Genomic DNA, 23,026 nt, shown 5'->3' on the forward strand with positions numbered 1-23,026 from the left:
GCCATCCAACGCCGCTAGCCCTGAGCCTGTCGAAGGACGGTTCCAGTTTGTTCGACGGTTCCAGTTTGTTCCGGGCTTCGACAGGCTCAGCCCTAGCGGGGTGGGTATCAGGTTTGCTCTGTTCTCAGCCCTCAATCCAGCTTTGCCAATAAATCCTGGAAACCCTGGAGCGAGCGCAATTCGCCGTCCATCGCGAACGCTTCCCGCAACGCATTTCCGATCCCGGCATGAACTGTCGGCGGCGCTACTTTCACAAAGCGCCGTGAGGAAGCATTGACCATGGCTTCATTTCTCGGGTTAATTCTATCCATTGGGCGGTAGAACGTATGTTCCGCGCCGAAGTTGCAACTATTGCGGGAAGGGAACGGAACAGGTCCGGCTTGTGACATGACTGCGACAGTCGACAAATCCATGATTCGCAACGGTCTGGATAGGGCCCAAGACCATTCGCCTTACTTGCGGATGCAGCTTGGCGCATTCCCGGCGATTACTGCGGCGCTCGAAGAAGGGCGGTTGGATGAAGCGCTGATCCTGTCCGGTGAGATCGGCAAGGATCAGGCACCGGCCGCAGCGATCCGCCTGGAGCGGAATGCCTTTGCGCTCACTCTGGGCATCGGCGATTTGGCGGGCGCTTTCGATCTGGTATTTGTCGTCGAAACCCTCTCTGACCTCGCCGATCGCCTGATTGAGCGTGCGCTTTCTGAAACATTCCAGGAGCGAACGCCGGATGCCGAGCCGGAGGGATTTGCGATCCTGGCGCTCGGCAAACATGGCAGTCGCGAGCTTAACTATTCGTCGGACGTCGATCTTCTCTTCCTCTTCGATCCGGAGCGTCTTCCCTGTCGACCTCGGGAGGAGCCCGCGCAGGCGGCGGTTCGGATCGGGCAAAAGGTGATCGAGCTGCTCCAGAAACGCGATGGGCATGGTTATGCGTTTCGTGTCGATCTCCGGTTGCGGCCCTCGCCGGAGGTGACGCCGATCGCCTTGCCGGTAAACGCCGCCATTTCTTATTATGAATCAACTGCTTTGCCCTGGGAAAGGGCGGCGTTCATTCGGGCCAGGATCGTCGCTGGCGATCAGGCGCTTGGCCGTTATTTCATGGAGGCGATCCATCCGTTCGTTTGGCGCCGCTCGCTCGACTATGGAGCGCTGGGCGAGATCCAGACGATCAGCCGCCGCATCCGCGACCATTATGCCGAAGGTCAGAAGCTTGGGCCGGGCTTCGATTTGAAGCGGGGACGCGGGGGGATACGGGAGATCGAATTCTTCGCCCAGATCCATCAGCTCATCCATGGCGGGCGCGAGCCGGGGCTGCGCGCGCCCTCCACGCTCCACGCTCTCGCGGCTCTGGCGGACGCGGGGCGGATCGGGCGGGACGATGCCGATGCTCTTTGCGAAGGTTATCGACTGTTCCGCACGATCGAGCACAGGCTGCAGATGGTGGATGATCGCCAAACCCACGCTTTGCCGAATGATGCACCAAGCCTCGACAATGTCGCCCAGCTGCATGGATTGAGCGCAGGGGCCGAGCTTGTCGGCATATTGGAACCGCACGTTGCCCGCGTGTCGGCGATTTATGGGCGGTTGAGTGGACAGGAAGAGGATCGGCTACCGCGCGGGCCCGATGTACTGGAGGCTCAGCTGTCTGCATTCGGCTTCGCCGATCCGGGCGCGGCGCGGCAGCGGATCGAGGGGTGGCGCGCCGGCAAGGCGCGTTCGCTCCGCACCAATGCGGCGATGGAAGCGTTTGAGGCAATGCTGCCAAAGCTCGTTCCGGCCTTTGGTGCCGCCCCCGACCCGATGGCGGCGATGAACCGCTTTGATGATATGGTCGAGCGTCTTCCCACCGGCGTCAATTTCTACCGGCTGATCGAGGCACGGCCCGCGCTGACCGAAATTGTTGCGACGGTGCTGAGTCACGCGCCCACCCTTGCCGAGCAGCTTGGACGACGGCCTGAACTGCTCGATGGGCTGATCGACGAAACCGCCTTCCTCCCCGCACCCTCCGTCGAAGACCTTGCTGCCTCCTTCTCGCAAGGGGAGCGGGGCGAGGATTATCAGATGCTGCTCGACCGTGTGCGGCGGAGCGTCAATGAGCGGCGCTTTGCGCTCGGCGTGCAGCTGATCCTTGCACGCAGCGATCCACTGGAAGTGGCAGCGGGATATGCCCGCGTTGCCGAAGCCGCGATCCGCGTGCTTGCTGATGCCGCTATTTCGGCGTTTGAAGCGGTTCATGGCAAAGTGCCGGGATCCGAGCTTCTCGTCCTAGGCTTGGGCCGGCTTGGCGGCGAGGCGTTGACCTACGCGTCGGACCTTGACCTCATCTATATATTCACGGGCGATTATGGGGCGACGTCCGACGGTGGACGGCCCCTGGGCGCGACTGAATATTACAACCGCCTCGCCCCGCGCGTTTCCGCGGCGCTGAGCGTGCCGACGGCGGCCGGGCCGCTTTACGAGGTCGATACCCGGCTCCGGCCGTCCGGCGCGGACGGGCTGCTCGCCGTGTCGCTCGCGAGTTTCGAGGATTATCAGGCTAACCACGCCTGGACGTGGGAGCATATGGCGCTCACCCGGGCGCGGCCGGTTTATGGATCGCAAATGGGACGGGACCATCTCGCGGCGGCGGTCGATACGGTGCTGCGCGCACCCCGCGATGAAACGAAGCTCCGGGCCGATGCCGCGCGGATGCGAGCCGAAATGGCGCGTCACAAGCCGCCCGCTGGATATTTCGATATCAAGCTTGAGCCAGGTGGTCTTGTCGATCTGGAATTTGCCGTTCAGGTGCTGGCGCTCACCCACCAGATTGGTCTCGACCCGCGATTGCCCCGCGCAATCGAGGCGCTGACCGCGGCAGGGCTGGTGCCGCCGGAAATCGCCGATGCGCACCGGCTGTTGACCGCGATGCTCGTGATGTTCCGCCTGGTTTCGCCAAGCTCGGCGGAACCGCCCGGAGCCTCCCGCTTTCTGGTAGCCCGGGCCTGTGGCATGGACGATTGGAACGCGCTCCTTGCCGCCTACGATCGGGCCCGGCGGAGCGTTTCGGACTTATGGCGGCAGGTGTCGCGCGGAGAAGACAATGGTGAATGAGGGCGATCTGGTGCCGGATGTGGTGCTGGAAGGCATGGATGGGCAGACGATCAGCCCGGCCGACTTTCGCGGCCAGAAGCTGGTTATCTATTTCTACCCGAAGGACGACACACCCGGCTGCACGACGGAAGCCAAGGATTTTTCCGCGCTTGCCGAAGCGTTCGAACAGGCAGGCACCTGGGTGATCGGCGTGTCGAAGGACGACGCGAAAAAGCACAGGAACTTCATCGATAAACACAGCCTTCGTGTTGCCCTCGCCAGTGATACGGACGGTCAGGTTTGCGCGGCTTTTGGAACGTGGGTCGAAAAGAACATGTATGGCCGCCAATATATGGGCATCGACCGCGCGACCTTCCTCATCGACCGAGACGGCGTGGTGAAGCGCATCTGGCGCAAGGTGAAGGTTGGGGGCCATGCCGAGCAGGTGCTGGCCGCCGCCCGGGAACTGACCTGAGGTTCACTCTCGTCATTCCGGCGAAAGCCGGAATCTGGTGCCGGATAGGGTGTTTTTCCGTCCTGAGATCCCGGCTTTTGCCGGGATGACGTGAGGGCGGGATGTGGGTTTAGGCCGCTGTCTTCTTGTTGAAGAACGCCTGGAAGGCCTGCATCGCTTCGGGTGAGCGCAGGCGTTGGGCGAAGGCCAGTCCTTCCGCTTCGATCCGATCCTGAACGCTGCCGCCCGTGTCGCGGATGAACGCCTTGGCGATGCGCACCGCCTCTTGCGGCTTGGCGGCGGCGCAGGCGGCAATGGCGGCGGTTCGCTCCGCGACGGCGGAAACCGGGACGATTTCGCTGACGAGGCCGAAACCGAGCGCTTCGTCCGCAGAGAAGGGTTCGCCAAGAATGAGATGTTTGGCGGCCCGCTGCGGCCCGGCGAGGCGGGGGAAGAGGAGGGAGCTCGCCGCTTCCGGGACCAGGCCAAGGTCGATGAACGGCATGGAAAAGACGGTGCCTTCCGCTGCGACGACCATGTCGCAATGGAGAAGCATCGTCGTGCCGATGCCGACCGCGCGGCCATGAACGCCCGCGACGATGAACTTGGGGAAGGCGTTGAGCGCGGTCAGGAAGTGGTAGACGGGCTGATCGGCGCCCACGGGCGGCGCGGCCATGAAGTCGGCAAGATCGTTACCGGCGGTGAAGATATCGCCGTCGCCGAGCAGCGCCACGGCACGAATCGCATCGTCCTCCGCGGCCTGTGTGAGCGCATCGGCGAGCGCTGCATACATGGCGATCGTTATCGCATTCTTCTTGTCCGGGCGGCTCAGCCGTAACGTCAAAACGCCATTGTCGAGAGAGGACAGGATATGTTCGGACATGGCGCTTTCCCGGTTGTTGCAAGGCCATATTGGCGCGGCGCCGGGATCCCCACAAGCGGGCAGATTTCTCGTCATTACGAGGAGCGGAGAGACGAAGCGGCCAGGTTCGGAGCCGCTGGATTGCTTCGCTTTGCTCGCAATGACGAGGGTCAGCGTTTATGGGATCGCTCATGACGGGTGAAATGACGGTCGCGGCGGCGGCGCGGCTTGTGCTGGAGACAACGGAGCCGCGCGAAAAGGTGAAGGCGGCGCGGGCTGTGGCACGGGCCTGGCGACAGGGAAGACTGCTCCACCGGTTCGACGTGGCGATGCCCGCGCGGCCCGGACGTCCGGCAAAGCCCGATCTGCTGCCGCCCGCAAGGATGCCGAAAAGAGGGAAGGGCGGATCGGAACGGGGCCGGATCGCGATGCTCCATGCGCTCGCCCATATCGAATTCGGTGCCATCGACCTTGCGTTTGACCTGGCGGGACGATTTGGCGAGCAGTTTCCGCGCGCATTCGTCGACGACTGGTTCGGCGTCGGCGCGGACGAGGCGATGCATTTCGCCCTGCTCGATCGTCGCCTCAGGGCGCTTGGCTCCTCTTACGGCGCACTCCCCGCTCACGACGGCCTTTGGGAATCGGCGGAAAAGACCGCCCATGATGTTCTCGCGCGGCTGGCCGTCGTTCCCATGGCGTTGGAAGCGCGCGGTCTCGACGTCACCCCAGCGACGATCGATCGCTTTCGATCGGCTGGCGACAAGCGATCCGCGACCATCATCCACCGCATTTATTGCGACGAAATCCGCCATGTCGCGGCTGGCACGCGATGGTTCAAATATGCCTGCGATTCTGCCGGATTCGAGCCAAAAAGCCGCTGGAAATGGTTAATAGAAACCTACTTCCGGGGGATGATTAAGCCACCATTCAACGACTCAGCGCGTGACCAAGCCGGTTTGTCCCGGGATTTTTACGAAGGGGTTGCCGCGAGGGAACAAGTCTAACACTTTGCAGCCACGTCACGGGGTGGGCAGTTCCTTGGCGTAGTAGACAGGCTTCGAACAGCCTGTTTGTTCGGCCGCATTTTGTGGCCTTGTGCGTACCAGATAGGGACCGCCGGGAAATTATGACGAACATCGCGAAAACGACCAAACTGGCCGGAAGGTTTCCTGTGGTCTTCAAACAACGCGAATTTTTTTACCATGACGGCAAGGCGCTGAAGCGTTTCAGCGTGAGCGGCGAAGCGCAGGCCGCCGGGGCCGTCCTGTTGCTGATGCTGCTGATCTGGTCGGCCTTTGCCGCCGCCAAGATCGCAACCGCGGCTCCGGAAAACGACGTCGAACGCATGGCGCGGCAGGTCCAGGCTATGCAGGCCGATGTGAAGGCGTTGAAGGCTCATGCCGCCGCCCGCTACGGCAAGACCGCAGCCGAAGTCGAAAAGCTTGGCCTCGATCCGGAGCGTTTTACCGGCGTTGGCGGTCCGTTCGAAGTGGTTGAACCGCTCAAAACCGCCGATCCGAATTTCAAATCCCTTTTCACGAGCTGGAAGCAGCTCGACCAGCTCGAGCAGGGCATGATCGCCATTCCGTCCGCAATGCCGGTGAAGGGCACGGCGCTTACCTCCAAATTCGGCGTGCGGTCCGATCCTTTCCAAGGCCGCGCCGCCATGCATGCCGGTGTCGACCTTGCAGGACCGCTTGGCACCCCGATCTATGCAACGGCTGATGGTTATGTGCAGCGTTCGAACTGGGTGGGCGGTTACGGCAATCTCGTCGAGTTGAACCACGGTCGCGGTATCCAGACGCGCTACGGCCACCTTTCAAAGGCTCTTGTTGCGCCCGGCCAGCGCGTGAAGCGCGGCGACCTCATCGCGCTGATGGGTTCGACCGGCCGCTCGACGGGCAGCCACCTTCACTATGAAGTCCGCATCGACGGCAAGGCCGTGAACCCGGTGCCCTTCCTGCAATCCAACGAATATCTCGCCGCCGTCCAGCGCCGCGCGTCGAGCCAGCTCGCTTATGGTGGGCCGAAGCGCTAAGTTTCTGAATTGTCAGGATAAGGAAGAGCCCGCCCTCCAGAATGGGAGTGGCGGGCTTTTTTGTATCTAGTACGTCACCCCGGCGAAAGCCGGGGTCTCATGACGGACAAGGCGCATTCTCGTCACGAGATCCCGGCTTTCGCCGGAATGACGATATAATGGTGACCTCTCAAACACGGCGACTACCGGTTTAGCTGGAACCGTCCTTCGACAAGCTCAGGACTAGCGGCTGGGGGGAAGGCGGTATGCTTCGGGTCGCACAATGAGGAAAAGCCAGCCTTTCGGACTAGAGAGGCGAGCTCTTGGGGTTTTGCCGTCGCCCCGGCGAAAGCCGGGGTCTCAGGACAAAAGAGGTGCGTTCTCGTCACGGGATCCCGGCTTTCGCCGGAATGACGGGTGGAAGAATCGCCGCAGGTTCCTCTCACCGCCAGTTTTAGCTGGAACCGTCCTTCGATAAGCTCACGACTATTCGGTGGATTAGGACCCGGGCGGAAGCCTTATTTTCCCCGCTTCTTCCGGTGCGTTTCGAGATCCAGTACCGCAGTCTCACCTTCCGGCAGCAGCCCCAAGCGCCGTGCGACGTCCTGATAGGCTTCGGCCTCTCCGCCAAGGTCGCGGCGGAAGCGGTCTTTGTCGAGCTTTTCATTGGTGGCCATGTCCCACAGGCGGCAGCCGTCGGGGCTGATCTCGTCGGCAAGGATGATGCGGCTGAAATCGTTTTCCCACAGCCGTCCGAATTCGAGCTTGAAGTCGACCAGGCGGATGCCGATCCCCGCGAAGAGGCCGGACAGGAAATCGTTGATACGCACCGCCATGTCGGCGATGTCGTTCATCTCATCTTGGCTCGCCCAGCCGAAGCAGGCGATATGTTCTTCCGCGATCATCGGATCGCCGAGCGCGTCGTCCTTATAATAATATTCGATGATCGTGCGGGGGAGCTGCGTACCCTCTTCGATGCCGAGCCGCTTGGAGATCGATCCGGCCGCGACGTTGCGCACCACAACCTCAATCGGGACGATCTCGACCTGGCGGATCAATTGCTCACGCATGTTGAGGCGACGGATGAAGTGCGTCGGTACGCCGATATTGCCGAGCAGGGTGAAAATATGCTCGGAAATCCGGTTGTTGAGCACGCCCTTGCCGCTGATCGTGCCCTTCTTCTGCGCGTTGAAGGCGGTCGCGTCGTCCTTGAAATATTGGATGAGCGTGCCGGGCTCCGGACCCTCATACAGGATCTTGGCCTTGCCCTCGTAAATCTGGCGGCGGCGGGACATGTCGCTTTACTCCCGAAAAAGAGCGCCCCGGATAAGCGCGACGCTCGCCTGAGCGCGGCCGGTCCGGGGCTTTGGCCGCTCCTATACGGCAAGGGGCGGGGGAGGGCAATGTCGCCGGCCCATGCGTCACCCTGAACTCGTTTCAGGGGCCATCGAGCCGCATCGCGATATAACCGGCATGGGCCCTGAAACAAGTTCAGGGTGACGATTGAGGCGGCGATGATGCCCTGCTATCCCCCGTACCCATGTCCGAAGTCACCACCGACGAATTCGACCAGATCGTCCGCCAGCCTTTCGATGAGGCCCTGTCGCAGCGCTACCTTGTCTATGCGCTCTCGACGATCACGGCGCGTTCGCTGCCGGATGTGCGGGACGGGCTGAAGCCCGTGCACCGGCGCCTGCTCTGGGCGATGCGGCTGCTGCGGCTCGATCCGGGTGCGGGCTACAAGAAATGCGCGCGCGTTGTTGGCGACGTCATCGGTAAATATCACCCGCATGGCGACCAGTCGGTTTATGACGCGATGGTCCGCCTCGCGCAGACTTTCTCGCTGCGCTATCCGCTCGTCGACGGGCAGGGGAATTTCGGCAATATCGACGGGGATAATGCCGCGGCCTATCGCTATACCGAAGCGCGGCTGACGCAGGTTGCGCTCGACCTGATGGCGGGGCTTGACGACGGCACGGTCGATTTCCGGCCCACCTATAATGGCGAGGATGAAGAGCCGGAGGTGATGCCGGGGCTCTTCCCGAACCTGCTCGCCAATGGCGCGAGCGGAATTGCGGTGGGCATGGCGACCAGCATTCCGCCGCATAACGTGGAGGAGATCATCGATGCCGCAACGCATCTGATCGACAATCCCAGGGCCGAGCCTGAGGAATTGATGGCCTATGTGAAAGGGCCGGATTTCCCGACGGGCGGCATCATCGTCGACCATGAGGATGTGATCGCGGCAGCCTATCTGAACGGCCGGGGCAGCTTCCGGGTGCGGGCAAAATGGACGACCGAGGATCAGGGGCGCGGCACCTGGGTTGCGGTGATCAGCGAAATTCCGTTCCAGGTTCAGAAGTCGAAGCTGATCGAGCAGATTGCTTCGCTGATTTCGGAGAAGAAGCTGCCGATCCTCGCCGACGTGCGCGATGAATCGGACGAGGAAGTGCGGATCGTCATCGAACCGCGCAGCCGGACGGTCGAGCCTAACGTCCTGATGGACCGGCTCTTCCGCCTCACCGACCTCGAAGTGCGCGTGCCATTGAACATGAACGTGCTCGACGCCAACCGCACGCCGCGCGTTATGGGGCTGCGCGAGGTGCTGACATCATGGCTTGCGCATCAGTTCGACGTGCTGCGGCGCCGTTCGCGGCATCGCATTGCGAAGATCGACGACCGGCTGGAGCTGGTCGGCGGCTATATCATCGCCTTCCTCAATCTCGATCGCGTCATCCAGATCATCCGGGAGGAGGATGAACCGAAGCCCGTGCTGATGGCCGAATTCGGCCTCACCGACCGTCAGGCGGAGGCGATCCTCAACATGCGGCTGCGCTCGCTTCGTCGCCTGGAGGAAATGCAGCTGCGCGCCGAGAAAGATGCGTTGGAGAAGGAGCGGGATGGCCTGCTGAAATTGCTTAACAGCGATAAGGCGCAGCAGACGCGGCTGAAGAAGGATTTGGCGACGCTGAAGGCCCGCTACAATCTTGATACGCCGCTGGGTGCGCGCCGGACGCTGATTGAGGAAGCGGCGCCGATTGCGGACATCCCACTCGAAGCCTTTATCGAAAAGGAGCCGATCACGGTCATCATGTCCCAGCGGGGTTGGATTCGCGCGATGAAGGGGCATGTCGATCTCGCCCAGCCCGAAGCGATGAAGTTCAAGGAAGGGGATGGCCCGGCCTTCGCCTTCCACGCGCAGACCACGGACAAATTGCTGCTTGCGACGGCCAATGGGCGCTTCTTCACACTGGCGGGCGACAAATTGCCGGGCGGACGCGGTTTTGGCGAACCGGTCCGCGCGATGGTGGATTTGGAAGGCGAGGGTGATGTCATCGCGTTGCTTCCGGCTCAGGACGGCAATCTGCTCGTCGCGGCATCGGACGGGCGCGGTTTCCTCACTTCCGCGCGCGGCGCCGTGGCGGAAACGCGCAAGGGCAAGCAGGTGGTGAATGTTCGCACCGGGTCGCGGCTCAGCATCGTAAAGCCTGTCCCAAAAGGGCACGATTATATCGCGGTGGTCGGGGAGAACCGGAAGATGGTGGTCTTCCCCTTGAGCGAGCTTCCCGAAATGGGGCGCGGGCAGGGCGTGCAGCTCCAGCGTTACCGCGACGGCGGGCTTGCGGACGTCACGAGCTTCCTGTTTTCCGAAGGTTTATCGTGGGAAATGGGTGGGGAGAGCGGCCGCGTGCGGACCGAGCCTGATTTGTCAGGCTGGCGCACGGCGCGCGGCGCGGCGGGACGAATGCCGCCCACCGGATTTCCGCGCAACAATCGCTTCGGTTGAGCAATTATTGACCAAAATCCTCATCAAGAATTAACCGCTTCGGACTAAATCCCGCCAGCGATGCAGTCTGCTTTCCCTCAGCGACGCTCGGAAGAGCCCGCCCTGTCCCTCGCTTTTCCCAGTGAGATGGCCGCGTCGCATTGGCCCGTGTCCCGTGACGTGCTCCTCGAGACGGGGCGCCAGGAATATCTCGACGCCCTGCCGATCGCGGGCGCGGTAATCTGCGCCGATGGCCCCGGACATATCTGGATCGACAAGTCTAATCGCCATTTCCGCCGCATCGCAGGTCTGGACGGCAACCCGGTCGATGCGCCCATCGCCGACGCGCGGCTGATGACGGCGAGTGAAATCGGGGGCCGTGTCGAAGCATTCATCATTAGCGATGCGGAAGAGAGTGAGTTCGACAGTGGGGACGGCACTGTCGGTGGCCGCCATTTTGCGGTTCGCTTCGCCCGTCTCCGCCCCGCACCCTATGCCCCCTATCGCTGCCTGCTGACGCTGATCGACAGGACCGCGCAGGTCGATACGGAGCGGAGCCTGCGCGCCGAGATGCTGCGCGACAGTCTTACCGGCCTCCCCAACCGCCTCGCCTTTGCCGAAAATGTCGAGCTTCTGCTTCAGCATCCGAATTTTTCGGAAGGCAGCCACGCGGTGCTCGTTATCGACATGGCGCGGTTCAGCCGGGTCAATGAATGTGTCGGCGCCATCGCGGGCGATGAATTGCTCATTGCCTTTGCGAGCCGGCTTTTCTCGGCCTTGGCACCGGGCAATGTGCTCGCCCGCATCGGCTCCGACGAATTCGGCGTGTTGATGCGTCTCGACACCGGCCTTGACGACGCTTTGGCTGCGGCCCGGCGGATAAAAGAGGCGCTGGTCATGCCCTTCCGGCTATCGGAGCTCGAGATCCAGGTCGATTGCTCGATCGGTTGCGCGCTGGTGAGCGGGGAAGTCGATTTCGCCGAGGAAGTGGTGCGCAACGCCCAGTTTGCGGTGAAGCGGGCCAAGGACAATAACGAGATTCACGTTTACGAGCCGCACGAAGGCCAGGCCGCGCGGCGATTGTTCAGTTTGGAAACCGAGCTCCGCCGCGCGATCGAAAACGGCCAACTGACCATGGCCTTCCAGCCGCTCGTCGACCTTCAAAGCGGCGCGGTGTCAGGGTTTGAGGCCCTGACACGATGGGAGCGGGACAATGGTGACCACGCCCATGCATCGGAATTCATCGCCGTCGCCGAAGAATCGGGGCTTATCGTGCCGCTTGGCCGCTGGGCGATCGAGGAAGCGGTGCGCACGCTCGCCGATTGGGACGAAAAGGCGGGACAGGAGCTGCCGCTCTATATGGGCGTCAACGTCTCCGCGGTTCAGATCGCGCGGGATGATGTCGCGGCGCAGGTATCCGCGGCGCTCGCCCATCACAAGGTTGAGGGACGCCGCCTGACGCTTGAACTCACCGAAAGCGCGATCGTCCGCGATCCGGAACGGGCCGCATCAGTGCTGAACGGATTGAAGGCACTTGATGCCCGTATCGCGATGGACGATTTCGGGACGGGTTATACCTCGCTCGCCTATCTTCAGCGCCTGCCGATCGACATATTGAAGATCGACCGCAGCTTCGTGTCGCAAATGATGACCGACCGCGACAGTTTCGCGATCATCCGCGCCGTTCTCTCGCTCGCCACCGCGCTCGGCATGTCGACGACGGCGGAGGGCATCGAAACGGAGGATCTTGCCCGCACCCTCGGTTATCTCGGCTGTTCGCACGGGCAGGGTTATCATTTCGCCATGCCGATGACGGCCGATGACGCCTACGCCTATATCCTGTCGCGGAGCGCGCCTTCGACCTGAGCGCGGGCCATCATGCGGATGGCTGCTTCATCGTTCGTGAAGCCACCTCTCGCCCATTCCTGCTCGATCATCTTCAAGACCCGCGCAACTACCGGCCCGGCGGTCAGCCCCATGGCGATGAGATCGCCGCCGCCGATCGGAAAGCGCGGCCGGACCCATTGGGAAAGAAAAGGCACGGCCACGTCCAGTCCCTGATCCTCGTCCCGGAGCAGGAGGCGGTCCAAGGCTTCCTCGCCGCCAATCTCATAAGCCACGATCGCCGGATCGCTTTCGGATGAGGCAGGCCATAAGGCAGCCGAGGCAAGCCGCTTCTGCTGGCGGTTGGACAGCCGCAGCCGGGCGCCCACTGCCATGGATTTGTCCACGTCGGCGGGAAGCAGGGCGGCGAGGCGGCGGAGGGGATCGGGCGCAATCCCGAAAGCCCGTTCGCGATCCACCAATCGCTCCAGCCGCTCGACGCCGTCCGATCCGATTTCAGGAAGGACGGGGCGGAAAATAGCCCGATCCGCCATCAGGCGCACTGTTGCCACGGGGTCGGCAAGGGCGAGCAACTTCAGGGTCTCGTCCGCAATCCGTTCGCGCGACAGAGCCATGAGGTCATTGGCGCGCGCCGTGCACGCGTCCAGCGCCTGCGCGTCGGGCGCGCCCGCGCCAAACCGCGCATGGAAACGGAAGAAGCGCAGGATGCGCAGATGATCTTCCGCAATGCGCTGCAACGGATCGCCGATGAAACACACCGTGCGGGAGTCGAGGTCATCTAGCCCGCCAAAATAATCGAAAATCTCGCCGGTCATCGGATCGGCGGACAAGGCATTGAAAGTGAAATCACGCCGGGCCGCATCTTCCTGCCAATCGTCCGAAAAGGCCACGGTCGCGCGCCGCCCGTCCGTCGAGACGTCTCGCCGCAGCGTGGTGATTTCGACCGGCCCGCCCGGCAGCACCGCTGTGACGGTTCCATGTTCTAGTCCGGTGGGGACGGCTTTGATGCCCGCATTCTTTAGCCGCGCGAGCACGTCTTGAGGCAGAAGCGACGTCGCGATATCGACATCGCTCACAGCCAGCCCGAGCAGAGCGTCGCGCACCGCGCCGCCGACATAGCGCGCCTTGCCGCTGGCCGCGTCTAATGCTTCCAGAAGGCCAGCCATTCCGTTCTGATTTCGCCAAGGGGCGTGGGGAAGTCTCATGCCCGTTCCGCCAGACGCCGGGACAGATTGACGATCATCGCGGCCGTCGCGCCCCAGATGCGGCGGCCTTCCCACAAAATTTCATAATAATGCCTCTCGCGGCCCTGATAGAAAGCGGTGCGGGCCTGTTGGTGCACGGGGTCGAGCAAATAGGGAAGGGGGGCTTCGAAAATATCCGCCACCTCCGCTGGATTGGGAACGAGCGGCAGGCCGGGCGGAATGAGGCCGACGACCGGCGTAACCTGATAGCCGGTAATTGTACGATAGGGATCGGCCGCGCCGATAATCTCGACCGCTTGCCGCGGCAGCGCGACTTCTTCCTCTGCCTCGCGCAGAGCCGCACGGATGGCATCGGCATCGCCGGGATCGATCCGGCCGCCGGGAAAGCTCACCTGCCCAGCGTGGCGCCGCACCGTTTCGGGGCGCAGGGTGAGGAGCAAGGTCGGTTCGGGGCGCATAACCACGGGGACGAGGACGGCGGCCGGCGTCGGCATCACCTCCTCACCGGGCGGGGCCGGATCGACGGGATCGCCGGGGATCAGCATGGGATGCGGCTCAAGCGGATTGCCGAAGGCTTCCCGCAAGCGCGCGATCAGGCTCATGCGCTCTCCAGCGGGAAGAAGACGCCATCGGACCACAGGCCCGGCGGCGCACCGTCGTCCGCGAGCGCGAGACCGGCCAGCTCGTAATAGACTGGGCGGACGATCAGTGCCTCAAGGCCGTCGCGCACGGTAAGATAGGGGCGCGGACCTTCGGGATGGTTTTCGAAGCGGAGAGGGTGCGCCTCACCCGCAACGATCAGGTCGCCCGTATTGAGGCGGAAGGCGAGGCGCCGTCCCGTCCCGTCCCCCTCGCTCTTTAGTTCAACGGCGGTGAAGGGCGCATCCTCGACGTCGATGGCCAATTTCTCGACGGGCGTGACCAGAACGAAGCTGCCATCGGGTTCGCGGCGCAAGATGGTCGAAAAGAGCCGCACCATGGCCGGGCGACCGATAGGGCTGCCGTCATGAAACCAGGTGCCGTCCCGCGCGATCCGCATACCGCTATGGCCGCAATGGGCCGGGTTCCAAAGCGCGACGGGCGGCAGCTTATGCTCTTCCGCCAGCCGGGCGATTTCGGCGAGGCTCAGGTTGGAGAGGTCGGCGGGAGGTTCGGGAGCGGGCATGAAGGCGATGTAGGTCTTCCCTCGCTCATCGTCACCCTGAACTTGTTTCAGGGTCTAGGCTGGTGACGGTCATGCTGCCCGCAAGATGGATGCTGAAACAAGTTCAGCATGACGGGGAGGGGGGAGGGGGTGGCAACATAGGGCTGAAAAACGTATGCGCCCTGCAATGACCAGCGAGTTTGAAGGACCGGGAACCGCCATCGTCACAGGCGGTGCAAAGCGGATCGGCGCGGCGATGGTGCGTGCGCTTGCCGACGATGGCTGGCACGTCCTCATCCACTGCAACCGCTCGCGCGCGGAGGCGGAGGCGCTGGCGGCCGAAATCGGGAATGCCACGGTGGTTTCGGCCGACCTCGCCGATCCCGACGCGGCGGACGCGATCATGGCGGCGGCGGACGGCCTTCCGCCGGCTCGCCTGCTCGTCAACAACGCCTCGCTCTTCACCTATGACGCCCCGCTCAATTTCACGGTCGAGGATTGGGACGCGCACCACGCGGTGAATTTGCGCGCGCCAGCCCTGCTGACCCGCGCCTTTGCCGCGCGGGCGGAAGGAGGCGGGGTCGTCATCAACCTGCTCGACGCCAAGCTCCTCCAGCCCAATCCTGATTTCTTTACCTATACCGTGTCGAAGATGGGCTTTGCCGGGCTGACCGAATTGTATGCCCGGGCTTTGGCCGAACGGCGCATCCGCGTCTGCGGCATCGCGCCGTCCGTCACGCTCGTATCCGGACCTCAAAGCCGCGAAAATTTCGATGCGGTGCATAAGATGAATGCACTGGAACGAGGCGTCGACGTGGCGGAGATTGTGGCGGCGCTGCGCTTCATCCTCTCGGTGCCGACATTGACGGGGCAAACCATCACCATCGACGGCGGGCAACGCTTTCTCGGCCTGCCGCGCGACGTACAATATCTGGAGTCTAAATAAGTGAGCGATCTTCGCAATCTCGACGGGCTGGTGCCGTCAGCCCTCGCGCCGAGCACGCGCAAGATCGTGCTGGAAGATTATTGCCTCAATGCCGACATCGGCTTCCATGACTTCGAAATCGGAACGCCGCAGCGCCTGAGCGTCAGCGTCGAGGTATGGGTGGACGAGGCCTCCTTCGCGACCGAGGACGAGGAAGCTGCCGCCTGGAATTACGATTTCCTGCGCACGGAAATCGGCAAGCTTGCCGCCAGCCGCCGCTTCAATCTTCAGGAAACATTGGTGCGGGCGATCTACGATCTCGTCGCGGCGCGCAAGGGCGTAACGGCTCTCCGCGTGTCCAGCCGGAAGCCCGACATCTATCCCGATTGCGCGGGCGTCGGCGTGGAATTGGCGTCCTTTTAAGGAGTAACATACCGTTCGCCCTGAGCTTGTCGAAGGGCCGCCCTTCCTTCCAGGAAAGAAGTGCAGGGCTTCGACAGGATCAGCCCGAACGGTGACGGCTAGGCAGCTTAGCGTGCAGTCCGCGTCCGCGTCCGCGTGCAGGGGCCTAGCGACATCTTGATCAGGTTATAATCGGCCCGGATGGCGGGAATGGTCGCTGCGTCCGCCTCTGCAAAGCTTTGTTGCGGCAGGGAAGCGGGCAAGGAACAAGCGAGACGATACCAAAGCAGGGTGTCGGGACGCGGTGCAGTCGCGGATTCATCGACGATCTCCGTCACCGAAACCGCCCAGCGCGGCTGCTCGCCCGGACGGCGCAGCACGCTGATCGACAAGGGGCGATTGTCCGCGCCCATCAGGAAGAATTGCGTTTCGCTCTCGCCCGGTAGGCTGCCCGGCACGTGAAAGGCGCGGCCGATGCCGGTGATGCGCGGCGCCGCATCGCGCGCATTTGCCTCGCGAAGGATGGCGCGAACCCGGTCGGCCTCTGCGGCGCTGTGACGAACCTGCGCGTCGGGGGCGACAAGCCGGACTTCGCCAGGGCGCCCGCCCTCCGCCGTCGCGAAGATGAGATATTCGTCTTTCTTGCGCAGCTTGGGCGCGCGTCCACCCGTGTCATTGCGAAGATCGGCCAAGTAGCGAACCCGCGTCTGGATGCCGTTCGCCCCGCGGATCAGGGAAAGGACGTCGGCCTCGACATAGAAGCGCGTGCTTCCCGCAGGCACGCCGGCCGCATCGGCGCCCTTGAGGCGGGACGCCTTGGCAACCCGGACATGGGCGATCACCGGTGCCTGGAGCGTCAGGTCGGCGGCGTCGGCATAAGTGAGGCTGGGGGCGGCAATCGGGACGGGCTGGGCGTGCAGTGATTCGCCCGCCATCGTCCCAAAACTGAGCGTCATTACAAATCCCGCGAAAATCGCCTGCTGCCGCACTCTCACTCTCCCTTGATCCGAAATGGCGGAATAACGTTAGTTTCCGCCACATTAACGCCAGATTTCGCTATGGCGGCTCCGGTAACAATGTGACATTTTGTAGGATTGCGTACCCCGGACTGTCACGATACAGAAATAGGCCTTGTCCAAGAAATGCTCTGACATGATTGGACCCGTAACGGATCGGGTGCGTTTTATAGCGCATCCGACCTGCACTATTTTTAGATAGGGAGTGTGGCTGATTAATGGCATATGCTGATCAGAAGATGAGCTCCAACAGGGTCATGGCGATTGCCGTCGTGGCGCTGCTTCACGCTCTTCTTGGCTACGCGTTCGTCTCGGGCTTGGCGCTGAAGGTTGCCAAGCAGGCCGTTCAGGACCTGAAGACGTTCGACGTTATCGAAGAACCGCCGCCCCCTGAGGAAGAGCCGCCGCCCCCGCCGGAAACCCCGGTGCCGGTGCAGCCGCCGCCCGTGGTTTCGCCGCCGCCGCTTGTGCGGACGCCGTCGCCGCCGCCTCCGGTCCAGACCGTCAACGTCGCGCCGCCGGCCGTCGTGATCACGCCGAAGGCCGCTCCGGCCCCGCCGGCGCCGGTCGCTCCGCCGCCGCCGCCCGCACCGCGCAAGGTTGAAACCGCCAAGGCTCGTGGTAATCCGGGTACATGGATTTCGGACGCCGACTATCCTTCGAGCGCGCTTCGTGCCGAAGAACAAGGTACGACTGGCTTCCGCCTCGAAATCGGCGCCAACGGACGTGTCACGAACTGCACCGTGACGTCGGGCAGCGGATCGTCCGCCCTCGACAGCGCGACCTGCCGCCTTCTCCGCAGCCGTGCGCGCTTTACGCCGGCCAAGGATTCGGCGGGCAATCCGACGACCGATACTTATTCAAGCCGGATCGTCTGGCGTCTTCCCAGTGACAGATAAGTTCTTCGATTACTGAACCCACTTTTTGATTTGAAGAGGAATAACTTAAGATGGCTAATCCAGCTGCACATGGCGGTGATAACCCGTATGGCCTGATGGCGGCGCTCGAGCAGGGCGGCACGATCGCCTGGGCGACCTTCATCATCCTCGTCGTGATGTCCGCCGCTTCCTGGTACATCATGTTCACCAAGCTGTTCGAACAGCAGAAGATCCTGAACCAGGGCAAGCGCGTGCGCACCGCGTTCTGGCAGTCGGCGAACCTGCGCGAAGGCGCTGGCAAGCTCGACAAGAACAGCGCCTATCGTCAGATCGTCGACGATGGTCTCGTCGCTCAGGAACAGCACACGAAGCTCACCGATCCGATCGACCAGCATGACTGGATGCTCGGCTCGCTCGCTCGCAGCCAGGGCGCGATCGCCTCGAAGCTGTCGAACGGCCTTGCTCTGCTCGCCACCGTCGGTTCGACCGCGCCGTTCATCGGCCTGTTCGGTACGGTTATCGGTATCTACCGCGCGCTCATCAAGATCGGCGCCGCCGGTCAGGCATCGATCGACGCCGTCGCCGGCCCGGTCGGTGAAGCGCTCATCATGACCGCACTCGGCCTCGCCGTGGCCGTTCCGGCCGTGCTTGGCTACAACTGGCTGATGCGCCGCAACAAGTCGGTTCTGGAAGAGCTCGCGCACTTCTCGAACGATCTGCATGGCTACATGATGTCGAATGGTGCGGTGAAGCCGATGTCGGCTGCCCGCGCTCCGGCCGCTGCCGCTGCCAAGCCGGTTGCTCCGGCCGCGAAGCCCGCGACCACGACGGGGCCGAAGGCCTAAAGGAAGATCGGCCGGCGCCCCTTTGCGAGCGCCGGCCGCCCTTTCAGCGATTGAGTTTTAGCGCGGATCCGTCCGCGTCACGAATGATCAGGATAGGATATAGTCTATGGCCATGAGTGTCGGCCCAGCGGAGGGTGGCGAAGATACCCCGATGTCGGACATCAACACGACGCCGCTCGTCGACGTCATGCTGGTGCTCCTCATCATCTTCCTCATCACTGTTCCCGTCGTGGTGCAGGCCGTCGATGTCGAGTTGCCGCAGGTGGAATTCGAACCGACGACGACCAAGCCGGAAAACGTGTCACTTTCGGTGCGTGCAACTGGCAATGAGTGCGAGGTCTATTGGGGCCTGGAGCGCGTCAACTCCCAGCAGCTGCTCGACAAGGCGGTGAAGAAGCTCGAGGACGAAATCGCGCGTCAGGGCGGCCCGGAAAATGTGACCGAGCTCCCCGAAGCCCATATCCGCGGTGACATCAACACGCCGTACCGTTGCATCGGCGGTGCCATCTTCACGATGCAGCGTGCGGGCTTCTCGCGCGTCGGCTTCATCTCCGAGCCCGCCCCGAAGGGCGGCGGCGCGTAACGGCAAGTTTCTAGGAGTATATTGAAATGGCGATGTCAGCGGGAAGCGCCGAAGGCGAACCGATGATGGATATCAACACGACGCCGCTTATCGACGTCATGTTGGTGCTCCTCATCATGTTCATCATCACCATTCCCATTCAGACGCACGCGGTGAAGCTCGACCTTCCGGTCGACAGCCGGACCAACACGCCGCCGCCGGTCGATCCGGTGAAGAACAAGATCGTCATTGAAACGTCGGGCCAGATCCTCTGGAATGGCGCCGCGGTCGACGAGACGACTCTTCGCCAATATCTCGACCTGACGACGACGATGAACCCGGTTCCGGAACTGCATCTGCAGCCCTATCCGGACGCGCGTTACGAAGTCGTCGACCAGGTGCTCGCGATTACCAAGCGTGCCAATGTCGAAAAGATGGGCTTCGTCGGAAACGAGCAATACGGCAATTTCTAAGCCTTAGCTCTTTCGCAAAGCAGAATAAGGGCGGCTCTTTAAGGGCCGCCCTTTTCTTTTGGCGGCTCCAGTCTGCGATACGGCGCTTTGACTTGGGCTGACGATCGGACAAGATATACAAAGGCATCTGTCCGCACCGAGCGATGCTCCCAAGGGGCACCGCTTCGCAGCGCTGACTGACAGCGTTGAGGTGGACGGATGCCGTGAAGCGATATCTTCGCACGTTTTCCGTTTGGAGGGGGTATTTAATGAGTTTTAAAGTAGGTGATACGGCGCAACTGCGTTCGGGCGGTCCAGTCATGACCCTCGGCTCAGAGACGATCGGGGCAGTTGGGAGTGCCACTGGTTTGTCGATGGCGAGCCTAAGTGGCACACGTTTAAGCCCGACATGTTGAAGTTGGTCAGCCCGCGCTGAAACAACTGACAAGATCATAAGCGGCGAGCCAGCCAGCCCTGTTCGGTGAATGGAAATACGCTCGGGGAGCGTAAAGCGCTCCGCCTTCCGGGTTGGCGAGGCAATCCATGACGTCGTCTCACCACGCCATGTGAGGCACGGGCGCATCTTCAATCCAGAAGGCGCGGACGACTTCGGCGTCGCGTAGATAAAGCGGGCGTCGAGCGCCGGAATTGATCAGCGACGGTCTGGTAAAGGAACCGGCTGCCAGGTCTCGTCGTTCGCTGTTCATGGTCTATGCCGCAATCCCGCTCATCATATTGGGCGCGCTGGGATATATGTTCTGGCGCGCTGCGGCTCGGATGCGCTGGGACCGCATCCGTAATGAGCGGCAGGCGACGCGCGGCCGCCACGCCTTCACTCGCTTCCACCGCGCCCGTTTTCTCCTCGACAAAGCCTTTAAACCCCGGCTGGACGAGCCGCGCTGGCAAGCCGAACTTCGCCGTCGTCTGGAGCGAGCGGGCTCGCGTTCGGACCGTTCCGGACGCTAGACGATGTGCCTTATAAGGCTCGCTTCAATCCTGTGACCCTAATCGACGAGCAGCAAGTTTGAGCCTGAGCTTGCTTTCGGCTCGATTTGCGCGGGCGCGGGCGTGACAGTTTTCACGGTTCGTGACCGCTTAAGTCAGCGCCGCCCTTAGCTGCTCGGCAAGGGCGTCGAGCACGGAGAGATCGACCGCATCGGCAGTCTTCTCTTCCGCGCTGGGCAACTGCACGTAGCAGGTATCGCACCAATTCATGTGGAAATAGGCAGCCATACGCTCAAAGGGCACGGTAAAGCCGTCCGGAAGCGCAGGGTCAGTGCCGCTGGCCAGCAGCCAGGCATGGCGGCCTTCCAATTGCCGGCCGCGCCGAGCTTGATCGCGATCGCCAAGCAGATCGGTCAGACGGTCGAAGAGCGTCTTCATGACGCCGCTCATCGCATACCAGTAAACCGGCGTGGCAAACAGGATATGGCGGTTGGCGAGCAGGTGCGTGACGATCTGATCGAATGCGTCGCGCTGATGCGCCGTCCGGTAATCGAAGGGATGGAGGTTCATGTCCGCCAGATCGATCGTCTCAACCGTCAATGGCCGCAAGCGTTCGGCGAGGGCATTGGTCAGGGCTGCGGTGCGCCCGTCGTTGCGGGCGGCGCCGCTAATGATCAGCAGATCGGCGCCCGCAATCGTCATGCCGCCAATCCTTCGAATTGCAGCCGCGCCAGGCGAGCATAGAGGCCGCCTGCAACGCTCAAACTGTCATGCGTGCCTTCTTCGACGATCCGGCCGCCATCCATCACAATGATCCGGTCGGCGCGGCGGACGGTGGCGAGGCGATGGGCGATAACGATGGTGGTGCGTCCGCCCATCAATCGTTCAAGCGCGGCCTGGACGAGCTGCTCCGATTCCGCATCCAGTGCCGATGTCGCTTCATCGAGCAGCAACAGCGGTGCGTCGCGCAGGAGCGCGCGGGCGATGGCAATGCGTTGACGCTGCCCGCCGGAAAGGCGCGCTCCGCCTTCGCCCAGATAGGTGTCGAGCCCATCGGGCAGCGCCTTCAGAAACGCGGCGGCATTGGCTGCTTCGGCGGCGGCCCAAAGATCCGCGTCCGGCGCATCCCAGCGGCCATAACGCAGATTGTCGCGCGCGCTGGCGGCAAAGATCATGGTTTCCTGCGGCACGACCGCGATGCGGGCACGCACATCGGAAGGGTCGGCATCGCGCAGGTCGATCCCGTCCATCCGCACGGTGCCCGTTTCCGGGTCATAAAAACGCTGCGCAAGCTGGAAGAGGGTGGTCTTCCCCGCGCCGGACGGGCCCACGACCGCCAGCGTCTCGCCGGGCTTTACAGCGAGCGAGAATTGATCGAGCGCGCTCATTTCCGGCCGCGTCGGATAGCGGAACGACACCTTCTCGAATTGGAGGGTGCCAATGCCCGGGGACGGAAGGAGGAGCGGCACCGGCGGCGCCTTGATCTCCGGAACTTCGTTCAACAACTCGTTGAGCCGCCCGGCCGCGCCGCTGCCGCGTAGCAATTCGCCATAAACTTCGCTCAAGGCGCCGAACGCCCCGGCGACAAGACCGCCGGTCAGCACGAAAGCGGCGATGGTGCCACCGGTCAGACGTCCGGCCTGAACGTCCATCGCGCCCTGCCACATGACCAGCGTAATCGCCCCGAAGATGAGCGCGATCACGATCGCCGTCATTGCGGCGCGCAGCGCGATGCGGGCGCGGGCGGTACGGAAGACGCGTTCGACCGCACCTTGGAAGCGGCCTGCCTCGCGATTTTCTTGGCCAAAGCCCTGGACGATCTTCATCGCGCCCAGCACTTCATCGACCATCGCGCCGACATCCGCCACGCGATCCTGACTGTCCCGAGAAACCGCGCGTACCTTCCGTCCCAAAACGATGATGGGGACGAGCACCAAAGGAATGCCAAGCAGCAACATGCCGGTCAGCTTGGGCGACAGGGCGAAAAGATAGATGAGCCCGCCAATCCCCATCACGATGTTGCGGAGCGCCACCGATACGGACGATCCCACGACGCCCTCGATAATTGTCGTGTCGGCAGTCAGACGCGACGCGATTTCGGACGGGCGGTTCTCCTCGAAGAACCGCGGCGCGAGGCGCAGGAGATTGTCCTGCACGGCAATCCGGATGTCCGCGACCACGCGTTCGCCGAGCCAGGATACGAAGTAGAAACGAAATGCCGTCGCGATCGCCATCACGACCACGACGAACAGCAGATATTGGAACCACCGGCCGATATCGCCGCCCGCCGATCCGAAGCCGCGGTCGATGATCAAGCGAAAGGCGTTCGGGATAGCGAGCGTTGCGCCCGCCGACACGAGCAGGGACAGCGCCGCCAAGGCTATCCGCCCCTTATAGCGCGCGGTGAATCGCCAGATCATGGCGAGGTTGCCGAAGCTGCGTTCGGCGGGGGCTGGGGCCGTATCTGCCATGGTGCCGCGCGTAGCAGTGCGGCGGTCCGGGCTCAATGATATTTGCCCTGGATTAGCTTCTATCAGCTCAAACCTTGCCGCTAGGGCTGAGCCTGTCGAAGCCCGGGGTGCATCGTGCATTGCCCACGCCCTTCGACAAGCTCAGGGCTAGCGGGGAGGGTGTATTGA

22 protein-coding genes are annotated in these 23,026 nt (G+C 62.8%); 13 read left to right on the forward strand and 9 right to left on the reverse strand.

Going from position 1 to position 23,026, the window contains the following annotated elements; translation table 11 throughout:
- Positions 1 to 131: 131 nt before the first annotated feature.
- Positions 132 to 413 (reverse strand): hypothetical protein, encoded by a 282-nt coding sequence (locus C7I56_RS12220; protein WP_158702955.1) that lies wholly within the window; start codon positions 411 to 413, stop codon positions 132 to 134.
- Here C7I56_RS12220 and glnE point away from each other — a divergent pair.
- A complete protein-coding gene (glnE, locus tag C7I56_RS01735) occupies positions 388 to 3,090 on the forward strand; it encodes a bifunctional [glutamate--ammonia ligase]-adenylyl-L-tyrosine phosphorylase/[glutamate--ammonia-ligase] adenylyltransferase (protein WP_425352358.1) in 2,703 nt (900 codons plus the stop codon). The genes C7I56_RS12220 and glnE overlap by 26 nt on opposite strands.
- Positions 3,080 to 3,544, forward strand: a complete 465-nt coding sequence (bcp, locus tag C7I56_RS01740; RefSeq protein WP_106639581.1) for a thioredoxin-dependent thiol peroxidase — start codon at positions 3,080 to 3,082, stop codon at positions 3,542 to 3,544. Before glnE ends, bcp begins: the two co-directional genes overlap by 11 nt.
- 109 nt (positions 3,545 to 3,653) lie before the next feature.
- Here the strand turns inward: bcp and C7I56_RS01745 are convergent, their stop codons facing one another.
- The gene (locus C7I56_RS01745; protein WP_106638821.1) at positions 3,654 to 4,406 is read right to left on the reverse strand and encodes an enoyl-CoA hydratase-related protein; all 753 of its coding nucleotides are present in this window, start codon (positions 4,404 to 4,406) and stop codon (positions 3,654 to 3,656) included.
- 158 nt (positions 4,407 to 4,564) lie between these two features.
- Between C7I56_RS01745 and C7I56_RS01750 the strand changes: the two genes are divergently transcribed.
- Together C7I56_RS01750 and C7I56_RS01755 are read left to right on the forward strand one after the other, a co-directional pair.
- Positions 4,565 to 5,389, forward strand: coding sequence for a ferritin-like domain-containing protein (locus C7I56_RS01750; protein WP_245409554.1), 825 nt, complete (start codon positions 4,565 to 4,567; stop codon positions 5,387 to 5,389).
- Positions 5,390 to 5,511: 122 nt separating this feature from the next.
- A complete protein-coding gene (locus tag C7I56_RS01755) occupies positions 5,512 to 6,423 on the forward strand; it encodes a M23 family metallopeptidase (protein WP_106638822.1) in 912 nt (303 codons plus the stop codon).
- Positions 6,424 to 6,920: 497 nt separating this feature from the next.
- Here C7I56_RS01755 and purC read toward each other — a convergent pair whose 3' ends face one another.
- Positions 6,921 to 7,697 (reverse strand): phosphoribosylaminoimidazolesuccinocarboxamide synthase, encoded by a 777-nt coding sequence (purC, locus tag C7I56_RS01760; protein ID WP_106638823.1) that lies wholly within the window; start codon positions 7,695 to 7,697, stop codon positions 6,921 to 6,923.
- 245 nt (positions 7,698 to 7,942) lie between these two features.
- On the opposite strand from purC, the gene parC reads away from it, so the two are divergent.
- Both parC and C7I56_RS01770 read left to right on the forward strand, forming a co-directional pair.
- Positions 7,943 to 10,189, forward strand: coding sequence for a DNA topoisomerase IV subunit A (parC, locus tag C7I56_RS01765; protein WP_106638824.1), 2,247 nt, complete (start codon positions 7,943 to 7,945; stop codon positions 10,187 to 10,189).
- Positions 10,190 to 10,315: 126 nt separating this feature from the next.
- Complete coding sequence (locus C7I56_RS01770) at positions 10,316 to 12,034, forward strand: putative bifunctional diguanylate cyclase/phosphodiesterase (protein WP_106638825.1); 1,719 nt, start codon at positions 10,316 to 10,318, stop codon at positions 12,032 to 12,034.
- On the opposite strand, the gene C7I56_RS01775 is transcribed toward C7I56_RS01770, so the two are convergent.
- The 3 genes from C7I56_RS01775 to C7I56_RS01785 are packed head-to-tail and all read right to left on the reverse strand — an operon-like array spanning position 12,001 to position 14,383.
- On the reverse strand, positions 12,001 to 13,179 hold the full coding sequence (locus C7I56_RS01775; RefSeq protein ID WP_245409555.1) for a CCA tRNA nucleotidyltransferase: 1,179 nt from the start codon (positions 13,177 to 13,179) through the stop codon (positions 12,001 to 12,003). The two genes, C7I56_RS01770 and C7I56_RS01775, sit on opposite strands and share 34 nt — an antisense overlap.
- Positions 13,180 to 13,214: 35 nt before the next feature.
- Positions 13,215 to 13,820: a CoA pyrophosphatase gene (locus tag C7I56_RS01780; RefSeq protein ID WP_106638827.1), complete on the reverse strand. Its 606-nt coding sequence runs from the start codon at positions 13,818 to 13,820 to the stop codon at positions 13,215 to 13,217.
- On the reverse strand, positions 13,817 to 14,383 hold the full coding sequence (locus C7I56_RS01785) for a DUF1285 domain-containing protein (protein WP_106638828.1): 567 nt from the start codon (positions 14,381 to 14,383) through the stop codon (positions 13,817 to 13,819). The genes C7I56_RS01780 and C7I56_RS01785 overlap by 4 nt, the downstream gene beginning before the upstream one ends.
- A 166-nt stretch (positions 14,384 to 14,549) precedes the next feature.
- Here C7I56_RS01785 and C7I56_RS01790 point away from each other — a divergent pair, with 166 nt between their 5' ends.
- Positions 14,550 to 15,308, forward strand: coding sequence for an SDR family NAD(P)-dependent oxidoreductase (locus C7I56_RS01790; protein ID WP_106638829.1), 759 nt, complete (start codon positions 14,550 to 14,552; stop codon positions 15,306 to 15,308).
- Positions 15,309 to 15,710 carry a dihydroneopterin aldolase gene (locus tag C7I56_RS01795; RefSeq protein WP_106638830.1) on the forward strand — a complete coding sequence of 134 codons (402 nt, stop codon included), beginning with the start codon at positions 15,309 to 15,311 and terminating at the stop codon, positions 15,708 to 15,710.
- A 107-nt stretch (positions 15,711 to 15,817) separates the two neighbouring features.
- Here the strand turns inward: C7I56_RS01795 and C7I56_RS01800 are convergent, their stop codons facing one another.
- The gene (locus C7I56_RS01800; RefSeq protein ID WP_245409556.1) at positions 15,818 to 16,645 is read right to left on the reverse strand and encodes a hypothetical protein; all 828 of its coding nucleotides are present in this window, start codon (positions 16,643 to 16,645) and stop codon (positions 15,818 to 15,820) included.
- 278 nt (positions 16,646 to 16,923) lie between these two features.
- On the opposite strand from C7I56_RS01800, the gene C7I56_RS01805 reads away from it, so the two are divergent.
- From C7I56_RS01805 to C7I56_RS01825, 5 genes are all read left to right on the forward strand, one after another.
- Entirely contained in the window at positions 16,924 to 17,604 is a 681-nt protein-coding gene (locus tag C7I56_RS01805) for an energy transducer TonB (RefSeq protein WP_106638831.1), read from the forward strand.
- A gap of 50 nt (positions 17,605 to 17,654) precedes the next feature.
- Entirely contained in the window at positions 17,655 to 18,428 is a 774-nt protein-coding gene (locus C7I56_RS01810; RefSeq protein WP_106638832.1) for a MotA/TolQ/ExbB proton channel family protein, read from the forward strand.
- A gap of 106 nt (positions 18,429 to 18,534) precedes the next feature.
- Positions 18,535 to 19,011, forward strand: a complete 477-nt coding sequence (locus C7I56_RS01815; RefSeq protein WP_106638833.1) for an ExbD/TolR family protein — start codon at positions 18,535 to 18,537, stop codon at positions 19,009 to 19,011.
- A gap of 26 nt (positions 19,012 to 19,037) precedes the next feature.
- Positions 19,038 to 19,463, forward strand: coding sequence for an ExbD/TolR family protein (locus C7I56_RS01820; protein ID WP_106638834.1), 426 nt, complete (start codon positions 19,038 to 19,040; stop codon positions 19,461 to 19,463).
- A 684-nt stretch (positions 19,464 to 20,147) separates the two neighbouring features.
- Positions 20,148 to 20,408, forward strand: coding sequence for a hypothetical protein (locus tag C7I56_RS01825; protein ID WP_106638835.1), 261 nt, complete (start codon positions 20,148 to 20,150; stop codon positions 20,406 to 20,408).
- A 129-nt stretch (positions 20,409 to 20,537) separates the two neighbouring features.
- Here C7I56_RS01825 and C7I56_RS01830 read toward each other — a convergent pair whose 3' ends face one another.
- A complete protein-coding gene (locus C7I56_RS01830; protein WP_106638836.1) occupies positions 20,538 to 21,089 on the reverse strand; it encodes a flavodoxin family protein in 552 nt (183 codons plus the stop codon).
- Complete coding sequence (locus C7I56_RS01835; RefSeq protein WP_106638837.1) at positions 21,086 to 22,858, reverse strand: ABC transporter transmembrane domain-containing protein; 1,773 nt, start codon at positions 22,856 to 22,858, stop codon at positions 21,086 to 21,088. Before C7I56_RS01835 ends, C7I56_RS01830 begins: the two co-directional genes overlap by 4 nt.
- Positions 22,859 to 23,026: the final 168 nt, after the last annotated feature.

The organism is Allosphingosinicella vermicomposti (assembly GCF_003012815.1).
GTDB lineage: Bacteria > Pseudomonadota > Alphaproteobacteria > Sphingomonadales > Sphingomonadaceae > Allosphingosinicella > Allosphingosinicella vermicomposti.